This is a genomic window from Dyella sp. (genome assembly GCF_035486915.1).
Lineage (GTDB): Bacteria > Pseudomonadota > Gammaproteobacteria > Xanthomonadales > Rhodanobacteraceae > Dyella_B.
Map to the genome: position 1 here is coordinate 1 of NZ_DATHMR010000023.1, position 17,429 is coordinate 17,429.

Sequence of the window (17,429 nt, forward strand, 5' to 3'; positions counted from 1 at the left end):
CTCCGCAACTACTCACGACGAACAACCCAGTAACGCTTAGCGCAGCCATACCCGATGCGTTGTTGTCGTACAGACCTGAGCCCTATCGCATTGGCGCCGGCGACACGCTTTACATTACGGTCTGGGATCACCCAGAGCTGACTTCACCCGCCGGCGTGCAACAACAAACAGCCGCCAATGGCCGCCTGGTGCGCTCGGATGGCACACTGTTCTATCCCTATATAGGCGCTGTCAGGGTCGAAGGAATGACCATTGAGCAACTGCGGCAGACACTCACCGGCAAGCTGTCGACATTCGTGAAGGACCCTCAGGTGGATGTCAACGTAGTCGGCTATAACAGCCAGCACGTGCTCATGCAAGGTGCGTTCATCAAGACCGATCCGCAATCGATCACTGCCGTTCCGCTGACCTTGTGGGAAGCGCTTGGCACGGCCACTATCAACAATAATCAAGCCAACATCACCGACTTGATTTTGAGTCGTGACGGACATGACTACCACCTGGATCTGGCTGCTTTGAACGATGCCAAAGGCATCGCAGGCGATATTTACCTGAAGAACGGAGATCGCCTGTATCTCCCTTATAACGACACCAGAGAGGTGTATGTGATGGGTGAGGTCATACGCCCTATGGCAGTCAACTTCGGGACTACCGATGTTCTCTCTCTGACCCAGGCGCTGGGTCGTGTCGGCGGTCTCAATCCGCTTTCGGCAAGCGGCAAAGAGGTTTATGTCATTCGTGGCGCGAACGATCTGGAGAACGCCCCAGCGAAAGTCTTTCAACTGGATGCGCGTTCACCTTCAGCGTTCGCACTGGGCGACCAATTCAGGATAAAGGCAGGCGATGTCGTCTTTGTCGGTCCAGCAGGCATTACGCGCTGGAATCGTGTGTTGAGCCAATTGCTACCGTCGGCGAGCGTCCTCAGCTCTGCGGCTTACACCAATTATTCAGTGAATCAAGCTCACTGACTTTTTACGTCAATCTCGTTTCGGCATAAGTGCCACACGAGTGCGATGACGGCGAAGGCGTTGTGAGAACTCGGTTCCGCTTGCAACGCCCTTCCGCTCGGAATGCATGCGATATCATATTTGGCTGAGGCATGGCATTTCAGCCCATCACCGTCGCAACGAATGAATGATGTGGCTCATCCGTTGCTCTTTCACATGACTGAATCAAGACGTCACCTTAGTGTAAGCGATCGTTCGTTTACAGACGTATTTCATTTACTGAAATCGTCATACATCGACGCGTGAATATCATTCATCAATGTAGAGAAACTACATTCATACTTTCATGTTGTGTTGACTCGATCACCAACTAGATGGTCGTGCGCTGAATACAACGATTCGGTGACACACGATTTGATATCCAAAGGTGATAGGTTCCAAATCAGGTCGTTAATGCATTGCGTGTTATCGCTTGAAAGATTTCACCTTGCTCTTCGACCCGAGATGTTCTCGATGCAGGAGAGCGCAGCAATTTGGTCGATCTTGGATTTCCTAGGCGCAGATCAGCGTGCATTCCATCGCCTGATATCTGCACCACTTACCAATGAGTTCGCGCGGGCTTGGGGACCTGTAAGCGCGACGGGATAGAAATGTCATGCTAGAGCCCCGTGTCATTTTCGATTGTTTGGTCGGCACATGTACCTCAGCGTTAGCTATCTTCATGCTGCGCCGGTATGCTTTGTTGCTCGGCCTTATGGATCACCCCGATCATCGCAAGCAACACGTTGGCGATGTTCCGCTGGTGGGTGGTCTCGCTATTTTTATGGGAATCACCGTAGGAGCGGCCGCCTACGGCCACTTTCACTGGTTCGTGAAAATTCTTATCGATACCGCCATGCTGCTTACTTTGCTTGGCGCGCTGGACGATCGCTTTGACCTGAGCGTGCGAAATCGTCTTCTGATCCAGGCCATTGCCATTTTGACGGTCATCGCGACCACCGGCGTTTACATTCACACGCTGGGACACATCTTCGGTTATGACGTGGAGCTCGGCTGGCTTGGGCCACCGATAACAGTGATCGCCATCATCGGTCTGATGAATGCGTTCAACTTGATGGATGGGATTGACGGCCTCGCCGGCAGCCTGGAACTGGTAAGCATTGCATCCATCGTCATGTTCGCCAATCCGCCAGCACTGCAGGAGATGGCGTTGCTGCTGGCTCTGCTGGCGACCGCCTCATTGCCTTACCTGATTACCAATCTCGGCCTCATGGGCCGCAAGATCTTCCTGGGCGACGCAGGAAGCATGCTTATTGGTTACATGCTGGCATGGGCGCTGGTGCGCATGAGTCAGACATCCCAGACGCACCTGTCACCGGTCGATGTACTGTGGTGCGTGGCGTTGCCGGTGTTGGATACGTTTGCCGTGATGCTCCGACGCATGCGCCAAGGTAAATCGCCCTTCAAGCCGGATCGTGGACATATCCATCACATTCTTATGGATGCTGGCCTGGGACCACGCACAACGCTGCTCGCGCTAACCGCGTTTGCTGTCGGTCTCGCCCTGATCGGCGCATTCATCAGCCATGCGGCGAGATCCGCCGGGCTTAACCTTGCAGCTTTCTGCGTCACGATGATGGTGTACATCGTGACGGTCACACAGGTGCGCGCGCGTCAGGAAAAAAATCGCAATGGCAGCAGACGTCTTGTTCTCGCGCGTGTTGCGAACAAGCGTATCTAGACCTGATTTGCATCCCGTTAGGACAACTGGCGTCGAACCTGCATCGTCAATGCTTTACTCCCTCCCTTTCTTGCATGGGATGGAGAAAAACAATGCGTGCGAGATTCGGTGCTAATGAGAGGGTAAGAAGTCGAAGACGCAGGTTCGCACAGCGTTGCAACACTCAGCAACTTGGTTATTTAGCTCCAACAAACTGAATATCCGCCGCGTCTTCGACTTCCGTGATGCCTGTCTGGATGTCGTTGTTGTAATTGTAGGAGTCTTGAAGCACCAACTGCCCCTTGACCACGCGCAGCTGATTGCTGGTTCCGAGAAATGACATGGGCGCGGCACGCCCTACTGCCGACCCCTGCGTTCTTCTCGCCTTGTTGCCAGAGATGATCACGTTGCCGATAGATCTTGCGTGATCGGTGGACGCGTCTTCAGCAAAGCTGATGCAGGGTCCATAGACATCGATGAATGTGTTGCCTGCGCATACCATACCTATCGCACCGTACACACCGATAGCCCCCATCTGCGGACGTATGCCGGTAAATGTATTGCCGGTGATAACCGTCTTGACTGCATTTTTGGTGGTTTGATTGGTAAAGGCACCAAGACGGACCGCATCGCCACCTGGTCCGGATCCTGGCGGTGACCGTTCGAACGTGCATCCGCTTATCTGCGTATGACTCAAACCACCGATGTTCATATCGAAGCGCACTGAATTGAGAAAGTGACAATTCAATACCGAGAGGTTGTCCGGCACATCGACGGGCTTGGGTTTTGACGCGGCATAGATGCTCCAATAGCAGTTCGTGAATTGGCAATCCGAAACGACCCAGTCATGAATATTGCCGGCCGCCTGATGCCCGTTGAAGAATGTGATGCCTGCAGTGTTTACGGTATCGATATCGACGAATTTGCAATGAGAGATGGTCACGTCGCGATACACGCTCCAGTTATGATCCGGCTCGAAATCGATCGCCCCTACGGAGTGGGACAATTTGCTGTTGCCGATATTCGTGAACGTGCAGCCATAAACGGTTAACTGGTCGCAGTCGATAACGGACAATCCGTTTCGATTGTCCTTGACGCCACCATCGAACAAGCAGTTGCGTACGGCAATGCGCTGATTGTGACGTTCCGAGGTCTTCAACGTCCCCGAGCCCACATACATCCCGTCTCCACGGAAGCCATAAAAGACCACATTCTGGACGGTCAAATCCGACGTCGCATTGACGGCGAGAAGATAGAAATATTGCATGTAACCGAATTCGCCAACACGACCATTAAGCTTCAGATCATGCAGATGGATGTTGCGCATGTTGTCCGCGACGTGGGAAGTTCCGCCGTCCCGCACATACGTGACGAGCATGAACTCACAGGCCGTCGAATTGTCGAGCGCCTTCAATTCGCTGGTCGGCCCTTCGCCGTACAACTCCATGTCGGACTTCAGGTTCAGCTGCTTTACGAGATAAACCCCAGCGGGTACGAACACTTTATTGGCACCGTTGATCGCTGACTGGATGCCGCCCGTGCAGTCGTACGTGCTGGTGCCAGCGCGAATGCCCGCATGCTCGGCCTCGGGCAGGAAACTCAATACATTGACCATGTGCGGCGAAGTTGGCACGGCAATTCCTCCGATAACAGATGGCCTCGATAACGGGTACCGCAGCCTTGTTAAGCTCGCCAGTCGTCTCTAAAGATGCGGCCAAGAAGACCTAATGCGATAGGCGACTACTTTGGCTATTCGTTGCTGATTGCTCCAACGGATGACATAGCTCTGCATAGACATCCATGGTGCGCTGAATGACGATACGTTCATCGAACTGCGTGCGCGCCTTGATGCGCGCTGCGTCGCCAAGCTGACGGGCGAGCGCGGGATCGTCCTGAAGTCTCTGGATAGCACGCGCCAGTGCGTTGCTGTCTTTTACCGGGATCAACAATCCGTCAACGCCATCGCGTACAACCTCGCGGCATCCCGGCACATCCGTCGTGATCAATGGAAGTCCGCAGGCGGCCGCTTCGACCAACGTTCTTGGCAGCCCTTCGCGATAGCTCGGCAACACCACGACGTGAACGGATTCGAGCAGACCAGCCATATCGTCGACATGACCCAGCCAAGTGAGTGTTCCTTCGTCCACCCAGCGCCGTACTGTCGATTCCGGAATAGCCGCGGGGTTACCCGGATCCGACGTTCCGGCAATCAGCGCGTCAATAGCGCGACCTTGTTCGCGCAATTGTCGTGACGCCGCGACATACTCATCGACCCCTTTGTCCCAAAGCAATCGACACGCCAGCAACACTCGCAGGCGTTCGCCGTCAGGCGTTCTGGCCGATACGCCAGAAAATTGTGCGCAGTTCACACCCGAACCGCGAATCAGGCGAATATGCTTCGGCTCCACCAGTCTCGCTTGCTTGAACAGTTCCACATCATCCGCGTTCTGCAAAATGAGCCGTGCCCCCTTTCCTCCTAGAGCCAGCCGCAGCAGACCGCGCACCACGGGACGCAAGATTCGCGCTTTCAACTGCGTACTGGTGAACACGTAACCCATTCCTGCCACAGCGTTGACCCGCGCAGAAACACCGGCTATCCGTGCCGCCAGCGAGCCGTACACAGCGCACTTGATCGTGAAGCCGTGCACCACGGTCGGTCGTTCACGCCGCAACAATTTGACCAGATACCACAGCAGTGCCAGCTCGCGTAGCAGATTGAGGCTGCGCCGCTGCATCGGCAGCGGCTCCCAGCGCAAACCCAACTCGCGCAGTTTGCTGCCATACGATCCCGCTGGCGAAATAAGCAGTACGTCATACCCGGCCCGACGCAAGGACAATGCGAGCGAGCGCCGAAAGTTGTAGAGATACCAGTCGGTGTTGGCGAACAGAATGGCTTTCATACATCCTCTTCAATGCCTGACAGTTGGTTCAAAGTGAGTTGAGCCAAGCGATAATCGCGAAGAACTGTGATGGCGATGGTCACCGATTAGCTTCCAGCCATGCCTGAAACATCAGCACCGTCCACAACGCGTACTGCCAGTTGCGTCGGCCGCTCAAGTGCTCTTCCCATTTCTGCCGGATCGGGGTCGGATCGAAATAACCTTCCTGGCGAAGTCGGTTCTCGCCAAGCAACGTTTCCGCCCAATCGCGCAGCGGGCCGCGCAGCCAGCTATCCAATGGAATGGCAAAACCCATCTTTGGACGTTCGACCAATTTCTTCGGCACGTGCCGATACAACACTTCTCGTAGCAGCCATTTTCCCTGTCCATCACGAATCTTCTGATGGAATGGCAGCCGCCACGCCAGCTCGACCACGCGATGATCGAGCATCGGCACGCGAGTCTCCAGGCTATTGGCCATCGCAGCACGATCGACCTTTACCAGAATGTCGTCGGGCAAATAACTTTGCGCATCCATGGCCATCATCCATTGCGCCAGGTTGCCGGTGTGTGGCCACGCATCCGCATCGGTCAGCAACGTCGACGGCTCGCGCGCGCCCATCACCATGCTTGCCGGATCTTTCCAACGGCTGGCAACGTTGAGAAAAAAGGATTGGCCATTGGACTGCAACAGCGCTTCCGCCAACTTGTATGCCTTCTCACCTGGTGTGGCGACACGCCATCTTTTAGGAAGCAGCGGTTCTGCATGTGCTACAAGCCGGTCCCACGCGGCTGGAGATATTGTGCGCAACGCCCCGGCAACGGCGTGCCTGGCAAATCGCGGCAGGTGCAGCATCCGCCTCCACGTCGTGCGGGCGGCCAGATAACGGTTATAGCCACCGAACAACTCATCGCCACCGTCGCCGCTCAGCGCCACGGTCACTTCGCGACGGGTCAGTTGGCTGACCAGGAAAGTCGGGACCTGGGAGCTATCACCAAACGGCTCGCAAAAGATGGATGGTAGTTGCGGAATGACCGCCAGTGCGTCCGCAGGACGTACATACAGTTCGGTATGCTCCGTACCGAGATACTCCGCTACTTCACCGGCGTGGATAGCTTCGTCGTAGCCATTCTCTTCGAAGCCAATAGTGAATGTCTTGATGGGTCGACGGCTCGACGCCTGCATCAGGGCGACGATGGTGCTGCTGTCGATGCCACCACTGAGAAACGCACCCAGTGGCACATCGGAAAGCATTTGCGCGCTGATGCTTGTTCTGAGTTGCCGCTCAAGTGCATCGGTTGCCTCGGCGTCGCTACACGCCAACGGTTCGCTCAAGCCTTTGCTCACCGCATCGTTGTAGCGCCAGTACGGCAGCGGCTGCGCATCCTTGGGTGCGTCGATGGGAATGCGTAACACGTGTCCTGGACACAGTTTGAATGTCCCTTGGTAAATGGTATATGGCGCAGGAACGCAATCGTGGCGTAAGAACAGCGTCAGCGCGTCGCGGTCGACATTCCCCTTGAAGGCAGGGTGTGCCTTCAGCGCCTTAAGCTCTGAACCAAACAGGAGAGTGTCGCCAAACCATCCGTAGTAGAGCGGCTTCTCGCCCATGCGATCGCGCGCCAATATGAGCGTTCGTTGCTGCCGGTCCCATACTGCAAAGGCAAACATGCCGACGCTGTGTTGCAAGGTTCGTTCGATGTCCCACGCAGCAAAACACGCGAGCAAGGTTTCGGTATCGGAGTGCCCACGCCATGCTGGTGCAGCCCCCTCCTCCGCCAGCCGTTTACGCATATCGAGATGGTTGTATATCTCGCCGTTGAATGCGATGACGTAGCGCCCGCACGCCGACTGCATCGGTTGATGGCCCGCATCCGAAAGATCGAGGATCGACAGGCGCCGCTGTGCCAGCACGATGCCTACCGATTCATCGCACCACAGACCGCTATCGTCGGGGCCGCGGTGCGTCAATTGCCTCGACATGTCTTGCGCGTGGCCGCGCAGGGTTTCACGACTCGCGCCGCGCCATTTCCAGAATCCGGTCAGGCCGCACATGAGCTCTGCCCCGCGTTACGCAATACTTCTGCAAGTCGCGGCGCCTGCGCTTTGAGGCTGTATTCGTTTTCGACACACGCACGACCCGCCTGGCCCATGCGCAAGCGCAAAGACCCATCCGTGATCAACTGTCCGAGGCGTTCTTCCCATATGCTGGAATCCCCAGCGAGAAAACCGTTTTCACCATCGCGCACGATGTCACTGTTCGTACCGACTGCGGAAGCGACAACGGGCAAACCGCAAGCCATGTATTGAATGATTTTGTAGCCGCACTTCCCGCGTTCCCACGGACCATCGCGCAACGGCATGATGCCGATGTCCATCCGGCTGATCATGGCTACCTCACTGTCCTCGGACCACGCCGCCACTTCTGGAACAACGCTACCGAACTGGCTGGCGATTTCCGTGTGCGGACCAATCAACAATAGGCGCGCGCCATACTTCGCACAGACGCGTTCCAGGACATCACGTTTATCCAGCACGTAGTGTTCGGTGGCGGGCGATCCGATCCAGCCTATGACGGGTTGCTGCGTATCGGCTCCGTGACTCACCGTCGTATAACGCTTCTCATCCACGACCGTCGGAATAATCGCAATCCGCTGGGCACCCGCTTGCAGGGCGCGCGCCGCCAGGTACCCATTACCGGCAACCACGCAGGTAGCATTGCGCATGACCTGATCGATCTTGCGTCCCAGCAGGCGCCGCACTAATGGACTTTGAGACAGATCGTATTTGTGGAACAGCGCATCGTCGTAGTCGACGACGTATGGAGCGACGGACCGCGCAAGCGCCGATTCGATCCAATTGGGCAAGTAGGGAAACAATTCGCCTTCGATCCATGCAAGGTCGTGGTCGCTACGTCGCAAGAGTTGCACGATACGGTGCATGCCGTGCCACCAGGCGCGATGCCAGGCGGCCGATGAACTACCGTGATAAAGCTCTTCCAGATAGGCATCCGGAAACAGTGCGTGAATCTGCACGTCGATACCGTATTCCCGCAGCAGGGGCAAATACTGCAGGCTACGCAACCGCGAGCTTGGACCACGCCTGGAATACTTCGAAAAGAGCAGCACCTTGATGCGCTTCATTGGGACACCCGTTTCAGGATCGACGGATATTCGATGTACCAAAGCACCAGTGGGATGACGTACATCCACTGCAAGGAAAATGCCTCGATGTATGGATTCGTATTGGTAGCGAGGAACGCACAGACAAACCCGCAGAACATGAACTTGTGACGTACCGGCAAAAGGCGTGCGAGCGCCAACCTAATTACTCCGACGGCATAAAGCAGGAACGGCAATACGTAGATCACCGCGCCCACGATTCCTACCCTATAGATAGTGGCCAACCACACCACCTCGTAACGCCAGGGATGGAGGGGATCGCTGACAAATTGGACGCCGACACCATGCCCTGCACCCAGTCCTCCGTTATCGAAGATGCCTTCGTAGAGCGACCGCGACATTTCGGCACGCGCACTGCCACCGCCAGAAGCAACCTTGTCAAAGACAATATCGAATACCGATGAAACGCTCACCTGGGTATACGCCTGCAACAGAAAGAGTGTTGCCATCACGGCAATCAACAACGGCAAGCCATACTGAATAAGGCGAGCTATCGCCGACTTCCCCACGTGCTCAACCGTACGGGATGCGAGCATCCATCCAAGAATCCAGCCAATGGGAATGGCAAGTATCAATGCCGATCGGCCGGACGTAAGCGCGCAGATGAGAAGCATCACAAGAAGCCCGAATCGCAACGGCTTGCTCTTGATAAGTTCGGGCGTGCTGAAAAACCCTCCGCACAAGAAAATCATCGATCCATAGACATGCATGGTCGCGCCGGAAAACCCTTCACTCAAATTGACATTGGCACCCTGAAAGAAGAACTCCACCGCCGACGCGCCACGTGTAAGGAAAAGGTAGAAAAACAGCGCCACGCTCAGGACGCACAACACGCTTAGCAGAATGAACCAATCGATAAGACCATCAACGCCCAGCCGCCTGTGCAGGCCCTCCGCGATAATCATCCACACCATTGGCGAAACAATGTAGACCGCCGTAACTTCGGCCATGGCAACCAACGGTGCACCATGCATACCTCCGACAATCACATAGACAATGGTCACAATGACGGTGCACGCGTAGAGCGCCAACAAATTCCTGAGCGACTGGCCGAGACGTATGCCGGGCAACGCCAACATAAACGCGAGTCCCATTGCCCCTGCGGTGGACAATGGCAACGAATTGGGCACCACCACTGCAAACAGCAGCAAAAGGAACGCCACGCCAAGGAACATGTGCCGCAACGTAAATCGGTAAACATTTGCGCGGGGTAACTGCACCGGCGGCGAGCTCGGTGGTATCGACGGCACCAACGACGGGCCTTCAATGCGGTTCATGTCAGCACCATCTGCGAAATCCAGCTATCGAGCATGCCGGCCTGCTCAACCTTGCTATAAGCCCTGATGTCACGACCTGCGCGATCGACGCGGGGAGATAGCACCTTGCGCAACGCGTTGCTCCCCGCCGCTATCTCGCCAGTCAGCAGTGTTTGTCCGGCGCCGGTTTCCGCGAGAATGTCGGTTGCTGCGTTGTGCACTGCCGAGATGCACAGTACGTCCGCTCCTGCGGCGAGATATTCAAACAACTTGCCGGTGGCGCAACTGGCGCGAGAACCGGTAAGCAGCAACAATTTGTCGCATCGTTTCATGAGTTGAAGGGCCAGTCTCCGTTCGACCGGTTCCAGCACGCTGATGGAAAAGTTTGCGCGTTTGATCGACGTGTGCTCCGATGGCGTCAGCTCCCCCACAAACATCACATGGATAGTCGCCGATGGCGGGATCGATTCATTCATGGCTTCGATAAAATTCTCCAGAGTCACGGATGCCGACGCGTCACTGGCGCCTATACGTCCGAAATGGCCGATCAGCATCGCATTCGCGGGTACATGACGCGCCAGAATGGCGGTCGCTCGCTCTTCGCTGTCGGCATCGTCGAGCAGGGCTGCAAAATCCGCAGGGTCGTAGCCATTTGGCAGCACTTGTATCGTCTTGCCCGGATAGCGGCGACGAAAGTCTTCCACCAACGGGCCACTGACCGACGTAATCAGACCGCTAACCGCCAGGACGCGGCGTTCGATCAGTTTTCTCAAAGTGCTTCGCAACCAGCCAGACTTGCCCAGAGGCTCGAAAACCAAGCCGTCTCTGAAGTCTTGCAGGCAATCGATGCCATATCGGTTGGCCAAACTCGCTGCAGCGATCAGTGCATCGATCGGTGAATATGTACCAATGGCCACGCAACGCTCGCCCGCGGCCAATTTCTCACGACATAAGCGATCGGCTTGCGCCAATGCGGAGACAAACCATGCACGTTGTGGCGCTCCATATTTTGAAAACATGAACGGCAACGGTCGTATGAAGGCCGCCGCCAGCGCGAACAAAGATGATGACGCGGATGATTCGCTACCCACACAGTGTCCCGACAACGGAAACACAGTGACTTCCAGAGCGGAAGATGCGTTGATGACATGCGCGCCCGAAGCGGGCTCCCGCGTGAAAACAAAGACCCGGTACTTCGCTGGATCCAGATATTTCAGCAGCCCCTTGAAACGCTGGGCCGCAACATTATTGGATAAATGATGTGTCGCAAAGACAAACAAATTAATCCGCTTCATTGCCTGACCCTCAGCCAACCTGCATGTCGCACCCCCAATGCGTTAATGAAATGAACGTTTGTATGTCGCCTCCATGCGCTCTGTATCGCTACGCTATAAACACCTCCCATCAGGCATTTCGGGCATGGGATTACCTGAGTTATCAAGAACGAACATCGGGCCCTCTTCGAGCCAACACGGGCCATCCTTCCGACCTCACCGCTGAACGCAACGACCGGTACATGCCGAGCCATTCGGTGCGGAAATGCCACAGAACAATGGGCAACATGGCAAGCCAGACAACGTTGAAGTGCACCGGAGACACGGGGCCGAATATCAGGGTAGCGATGGACAATCCCACTGCAGCGGCGACAACCACATAAAGCCGCGCTCGGGGAAAGGGGCGCCATACGTAAGCAGATGCCTCGGTTCTGGCGACAAAAAAAACGAGGAAAGCAACTGCGTTGGCAATCACGGCTCCTGCCGCACCGTGCCCAGGCACCAGCCACACACTCATTGCAACATTGACGATCAACGCAGCCACGGTTGACCACAGCGACAACATGGATTTGCGCGTAATGCCGATACCCACACATGTCACTTCGGAAAGCGTGTAGAGCAACGGCTGGCCGATGCAACACAGCATGAAGTATTTCACTTGAAGGTAGCGCGCGGGCAATATGAAATCGGCCACCCAGGAAAATACTCCGCACAGGATCCAGAGCGCACAGACCACCGCCAGTGCCTGCTGGGCAATAAGATCAACCCGCCTCATATCTACGCCATGCGCCACCCACTTGTAGACGAGTGGCGCCCACAGCATGGTGAAGATGGTCTGGAAGACCACACCCACACCCGCAAAACTCACCGAGACCGAATAAACCGCCAGCTCTGAAAGCGTGGACAATGAACGCAATGCGACGCTGCTGGTTGCATCGAGCCCCCAATAAGCGATACCGGCAAATATCAAAGGCACGCCGTAACTAAGCAGCCCTCGAACCTGCGCTTGAGAAACTCCGGCAGCAAATGCCGGGTTCCACTCACGACGCGTATTCCAGGTGTAGATGAAGAGGACCGACAACAACGAGACGAAATAGGCTACTTCAAGCTCTACAAACGACCTGGAAAAAGCCGACAGCGCCAGGCCGCCTAAAATAAGCAAGAGGATAATCTTTGGCAGAACCTGGCTCATGGAAAAAGCGAGCCCACGGTCCTGCATGCGCAAAATAAGCGACAGGAATCGCGAAACGAAACTGGCTATCAAGCACGCAACGAGAATCCAGTAATAACCGACATTCTCAACACCGAATAGCCACATCGAGATACGCCTGTCATAGGGAAGCGTGATCGCAACGACCAGTAGCAGTAGTGCAAATCCGGGCGCGAAACACGCTTTCAGCAAAGCGCCCCGGTCACCCCATTCGTGATACTCCCGAATGTAAGCGCGATCCAGGCCAAGATTAAACAGCAGCACGCCGAAAGACACCGAGATCTGAACCATATTCAGGCGACCGACGTCTGCCGGATGAAAAATCCACGCAATGACTGGCACAGTCAGCAGACCGAGGCCGGCAGTGGCGATCGGTCCAAAAGCAAACGCCATGACTGTTTTTATATTCACACTCTCGCCTTTCAAAGCTTGACTATCTTTCGCTCTCGATTCGTGCCTTCTCTTGTTACCCGAGTGGGAGCCATTTCAAATCTTTCCCGATTTCGCTTGCTGCTTTCCTCCTTAGCCGCACCGATGGCCAGGACACTCGCAATGAAATCCGAGTAATTCCTATCGGAACTGAAGTGCTCATCGACCATCTTCCGGGCATTTGCGCGCAAGGCATCCCTCTTTTCGCCAAACACAACGGTGCCTATGGCATCGACAATGTCCTGACTGCTTGGACACGCCCTAAGCAATACGCCACATTCGTTCGACACCAGATTGGAAATGCCGCCAACATCAGGCGCGATCGCAGGTACACCCGCGCTCATAGCCTCCATAATGGAAACCGGAACACCTTCGGATTCGCTCATGTTTATAAACAGGTCTACCGGTGTATTCCTGTAATATTTTTTTACCGCGCCATTCGCCATTTCGCCAAGGAATTCAAAAGAAATATTGTCGATGCCGGCAAATCGCGACGATGCGGTGGACCTTGTTTCCTCAAAGAAAGGACCGCCGCCGATGTGAGTCCATATTGTCGCTATCTCTTTGTGTTGAAGAGCGAATAGGCGCAGCGCCTCGATGATCCTGTCCAGACGCTTGACGGGAAGACAGAATGAAACCGAGACAATATGCAGCGTGCCTTTTCCGTTTGGTTTCGACAGCACGTCATTCAACGGCACGCCCAGCGGACTGACCGTTATGTTTTCGGCCGAAGCACCATAGGTTTCTTCGAGATATGCCTGCGCTTGCCTCGATGTGGTGAACACCTGGTCATAGGCATGGATGAACTGCCGTTTGAGTGGCATGTAGTTATTAGGCCTTCGAATCTCGTGCAGATCGATTCCGTGTATGCGCGAAATGACTTTTCGTATTCCGCCCTCTTTCTTGGCCAATACCGCGGCATAGGACTGCGTTTCGTTCCAATAGCAATACGCCACGTCGATTTCTCCGTGCCGCTGGATGTATCGATGCAGGCCTTGGGTTTGAACAACCACCTTGGACGTATGCAGCAGTGCGCGCACGATCGTATGCACGCTGATTTTCCGAGATCGCCACAGGTAACCCCATTCACGCCAAAACATCATGGAGAACAGTGCAATCCATAGAGAAATGAATCGCGCGACGATCGTTTCATTCGCCATGCACAGATCGATGGAGATACCGCCGGGCAAAGGCCGCGGCTCTCCTCGCGCTACGGCGGGGAGGACCGTTACGTGCGCGACCGGATTTTTAGCCCAATATTCGATCTCATCCTCGATGAATTGCTCACCGGGATGATACGGGTAGGCGCTGGTAAGCATGGCGATTCTCATGACTTTCAGACCACCCGTGCCATGAGAAAGTGCTTTTCGAAAGTGATCGTCTTCATCGCAGTCAACTCGAAATGGCTTCGGCGACAACGCACGAAGCCAATGCCTCCACAATGAATTTTTGTGTATTTGCATCGAGATAGGGTGACATGGGCAAACTCATCACTTCCTCTGCCGCCACATCACAAACCGCCAGCCGGTATGCACTTCCATCGGCAAGAGCCGGCTGCTGGTAGAGGGGAAGCGGATAGTGCACTGCAGTCGGAACGCCCGCCTCTTGAAGACGAGTGCGCAACACGTCACGGTTGTTCACGCGCACAGTGTATTGGGCCCAGGCGCTGGTATTGTGCGATTCGATAGTGGGCACGATGACGTGGTCGATCTCGCCAAGCAGGTGGTCGTACTGACTTGCCACTTGATTCCGCAGCGCCAATTCGTCGTCGAGGATCTCGAGCTTTGGCAGCAGAATGGCCGCTTGCAGCGTATCCAATCGGCTATTCACACCTATGCGCGAGTGATGGTAACGACGATCCTGTCCATGCCTGGCGATCAGGCGCGCAACTTTCGCCAGTGCACCATCACGGGTAAAGATCGCGCCACCATCGCCGTAGCAACCCAATGGTTTGCTGGGGAAGAAGCTGGTGCATGCCATCGTGCTGAGATTGCAACTCTTACGGCCTTTGTAGGTGCCGCCAAAACTTTGCGCAGCGTCCTCGATGACGGCAATGCCGTGCTTTTCCGCGATGGCGTTGATGCTGTCGAAATCGGCGCATTGACCATAAAGCGACACCACGATGATCGCCTTAGTGTGCGGCGTGATAGATGCTTCCAGCAGATCGGCATCGAGGTTGTAGGTTTTTGGGTCGATGTCCACATACACCGGCCTGGCTCCCAACACCGCTACCGACTCGGCGGTGGAAATATGACTGAAGCCCGGCGTGATCACTTCATCGCCCGCTCCCACACCGAGAGACATGAGGGCGATTTGCAAAGCGTCCGTACCATTGGCGACGGAGATGCAGTGCGATGCACCCGAGTACGCAGCCAACTTTGCTTCAAGCTCAGAGACCTCAGGGCCAAGAATGTACTGCCCATGTGCCAGCACACGCGCAATACCAGCGTCGATGCTGTCCTTGATGCGAACTTGCTGTGCTTTGAGGTCAATGAAGTCGATCATTTGCGTGATTCCTCTTTGCAGAGCGTGCGGCCTCTTAATACGTAGCGGGTACCGGTATGCGGACAGACGTCTTCGGCGTGACCGTCCAGCGGTAGATTCAAACGTTCGCCGAACTCACTCATCCATCCGATTTGCCGCGCCGGTACGCCTACCATCAATGCGTACGCGGGCACATCCCGATTGATGACAGCGCCCGCGCCAATGAAGGCAAACTCGCCGATGGTGACGCCACAGACGATGGTGCAGTTCGCGCCTAGCGTCGCCCCCCTGTTGACCAACGTATCGAGGTATTCGTTCTTTCGATCGATCAGCGAGCGCGGGAAGTAGACATTGGTGAAAACCATGCTTGGCCCGCAGAAGACGGCCTCTTTCAGCGTCACGTTGTCGTACACCGATACGTTGTTCTGAATCTTGCAATGATCCCCGATCACTACCTTGTTCCCGACAAACACGTTCTGTCCGAGCGAAACGTCTTTGCCGATGCGGGCACCGCCGCATACGTGCACGAAATGCCATATGCGCGAGCCGTCGCCGATTTGGGCGCCCTCGTCCACAATGGCGGATGGATGTTTGTAGTAGTCCATATTGTTTACTTATTCCTCAAGAACGGATGGCCGTTGTCCGTAGCGGGAACCACCTTGCTCGTGCGAATCGCCGCCACGGTCTCGATGGCAGTGCGGTTTTCTTCCAGACTAAAACCTCGACCTGCAAGAATCTCTTCATAGCTGCGGTTATGCAGATCGGTGAAGCCTCCGGAAAATTCGATTTCCTCGCCATCCACGGTGATCGACCGAAAGGTGCGCTGGCCATTTTCACGTTGCGCAACGGGTACATCGTCGATATCCACCGATAGGAACCAACGCACGCGGGCATCCTCGTATTCCAAATAACCAGCCGCCTGCGTATCGCTGTATAAATGGACCACATTCGTTTGCAGCGCGCCAAAAATGTAATGCAGCATGTCAAAAAAATGCACACCGATATTGGTGGCTATGCCGCCGGATTTCTTCGTATCGCCCTTCCAACTCTGGAGATACCAATGACCACGTGAAGTGATGTACGCGAGATTCACCTCGTGCTTGCTGTCTCGTTGCTTGCTCCGAACTTTATCTCGCAAGGCGATGATTGCCGGATGAAGGCGAAGTTGCAGGATGGAACTGACTTTTTTTCCCGTTTCACGTTCAATCTCCTGCAAGCCTTCGATATTCCACGGATTGAGCACTAAAGGTTTTTCGCAGATAGCATGAGCACCAGACCGTAACGCAAAACGCACATGCGAGTCGTGCAGGTAGTTGGGCGAGCAAATCGACACGTAATCGATCTTGCCGCCGTCCCTGGCACGCCTACGAAGGTCGACATGCCTATCGAAGCGCTCGAATTCCGTAAAGAAATCGGCATCGGGAAAGTGGCTATCGATGATGCCGACTGAATCATTCGGGTCCAGGGCGGCCACGAGTTGGTTGCCGGTGGCTTTGATGGCCTGCATGTGGCGTGGCGCGATGTAGCCTGCTGCACCGATAAGCGCGAAGTTCTTGATGGTAGACATAGAACCGTTTCCGATATCGCGTAATACCGCACATCACTGGAGATCCGAATGGCGCCGCAATACGATCCGCTGCGCATACTCTTTCGGCGACTTGTTGTTGATTTCTGCACGGGACAACAAGCCGAAGACTCCAGCTCGGTTCGCAATGACGAACCCGTCCGCGTGTGCGGCAGATCGTCAACACCCGCCCCTGTATTTGCTCTGTTTTTCGTACGGTTCTCATTAGGCCACCGTGTCGACCGCGTAGTAGGCATACGAGTAATAACCCGTGCTTCGCTTCTCCACGGCGTTGAAAATGGCGCCCTTGATCGCTACACCGTTTTGCTCAAAGCGCTGTTTGGCCAAGTTGAGTTCGCGAGGCTGATTGACGCCAAAACGTGCCACCAGCAAGCCGGTGCCGGAATGATTACCGATGATTGCCGCATCGGTTACCGCCAGAATGGGCGGTGTATCGATGATGATCAGGTCGTATTTGGGCTT

The 17,429-nt window shown here is 55.3% G+C and carries 13 protein-coding genes and 1 pseudogene; 2 read left to right on the forward strand and 12 right to left on the reverse strand.

The window, feature by feature from the left end; all coding sequences use genetic code 11:
• Nucleotides 1-968 (forward strand): polysaccharide biosynthesis/export family protein (locus VK725_RS02545; RefSeq protein ID WP_325316491.1); only part of this gene is annotated, 968 nt, incomplete at its 5' end.
• A 634-nt stretch (nt 969-1,602) separates the two neighbouring features.
• Nucleotides 1,603-2,688, forward strand: a complete 1,086-nt coding sequence (locus tag VK725_RS02550) for an undecaprenyl/decaprenyl-phosphate alpha-N-acetylglucosaminyl 1-phosphate transferase (RefSeq protein ID WP_325316492.1) — start codon at nt 1,603-1,605, stop codon at nt 2,686-2,688.
• 175 nt (nt 2,689-2,863) lie between these two features.
• Here VK725_RS02550 and VK725_RS02555 read toward each other — a convergent pair whose 3' ends face one another.
• From VK725_RS02555 to VK725_RS02610, 12 genes and pseudogenes are all read right to left on the reverse strand, one after another.
• Nucleotides 2,864-4,282, reverse strand: coding sequence for a glycosyl hydrolase family 28-related protein (locus VK725_RS02555; RefSeq protein WP_325316493.1), 1,419 nt, complete (start codon nt 4,280-4,282; stop codon nt 2,864-2,866).
• A 109-nt stretch (nt 4,283-4,391) separates the two neighbouring features.
• Nucleotides 4,392-5,567, reverse strand: a complete 1,176-nt coding sequence (locus VK725_RS02560) for a glycosyltransferase family 4 protein (protein WP_325316494.1) — start codon at nt 5,565-5,567, stop codon at nt 4,392-4,394.
• Nucleotides 5,568-5,646: 79 nt separating this feature from the next.
• Nucleotides 5,647-7,602, reverse strand: a complete 1,956-nt coding sequence (gene asnB, locus VK725_RS02565) for an asparagine synthase (glutamine-hydrolyzing) (RefSeq protein ID WP_325316495.1) — start codon at nt 7,600-7,602, stop codon at nt 5,647-5,649.
• Nucleotides 7,590-8,690, reverse strand: a complete 1,101-nt coding sequence (locus tag VK725_RS02570; RefSeq protein WP_325316496.1) for a glycosyltransferase family 4 protein — start codon at nt 8,688-8,690, stop codon at nt 7,590-7,592. The genes asnB and VK725_RS02570 overlap by 13 nt, the downstream gene beginning before the upstream one ends.
• Nucleotides 8,687-10,006, reverse strand: a complete 1,320-nt coding sequence (locus tag VK725_RS02575) for a hypothetical protein (protein WP_325316497.1) — start codon at nt 10,004-10,006, stop codon at nt 8,687-8,689. The genes VK725_RS02570 and VK725_RS02575 overlap by 4 nt, the downstream gene beginning before the upstream one ends.
• Nucleotides 10,003-11,280: a glycosyl transferase gene (locus VK725_RS02580; protein WP_325316498.1), complete on the reverse strand. Its 1,278-nt coding sequence runs from the start codon at nt 11,278-11,280 to the stop codon at nt 10,003-10,005. Before VK725_RS02580 ends, VK725_RS02575 begins: the two co-directional genes overlap by 4 nt.
• A gap of 142 nt (nt 11,281-11,422) precedes the next feature.
• Nucleotides 11,423-12,880: a lipopolysaccharide biosynthesis protein gene (locus VK725_RS02585; protein ID WP_325316499.1), complete on the reverse strand. Its 1,458-nt coding sequence runs from the start codon at nt 12,878-12,880 to the stop codon at nt 11,423-11,425.
• 11 nt (nt 12,881-12,891) lie between these two features.
• Entirely contained in the window at nt 12,892-14,217 is a 1,326-nt protein-coding gene (locus VK725_RS02590; RefSeq protein ID WP_325316500.1) for a glycosyltransferase, read from the reverse strand.
• Nucleotides 14,218-14,290: 73 nt separating this feature from the next.
• Nucleotides 14,291-15,403: a DegT/DnrJ/EryC1/StrS family aminotransferase gene (locus VK725_RS02595; protein ID WP_325316501.1), complete on the reverse strand. Its 1,113-nt coding sequence runs from the start codon at nt 15,401-15,403 to the stop codon at nt 14,291-14,293.
• Complete coding sequence (locus VK725_RS02600; RefSeq protein WP_325316502.1) at nt 15,400-15,987, reverse strand: acyltransferase; 588 nt, start codon at nt 15,985-15,987, stop codon at nt 15,400-15,402. The genes VK725_RS02595 and VK725_RS02600 overlap by 4 nt, the downstream gene beginning before the upstream one ends.
• Nucleotides 15,988-15,992: 5 nt before the next feature.
• The gene (locus VK725_RS02605) at nt 15,993-16,949 is read right to left on the reverse strand and encodes a Gfo/Idh/MocA family oxidoreductase (RefSeq protein ID WP_325316503.1); all 957 of its coding nucleotides are present in this window, start codon (nt 16,947-16,949) and stop codon (nt 15,993-15,995) included.
• A gap of 222 nt (nt 16,950-17,171) precedes the next feature.
• Nucleotides 17,172-17,429: pseudogene (locus tag VK725_RS02610) on the reverse strand (tyrosine-protein kinase); the annotation flags it as partial.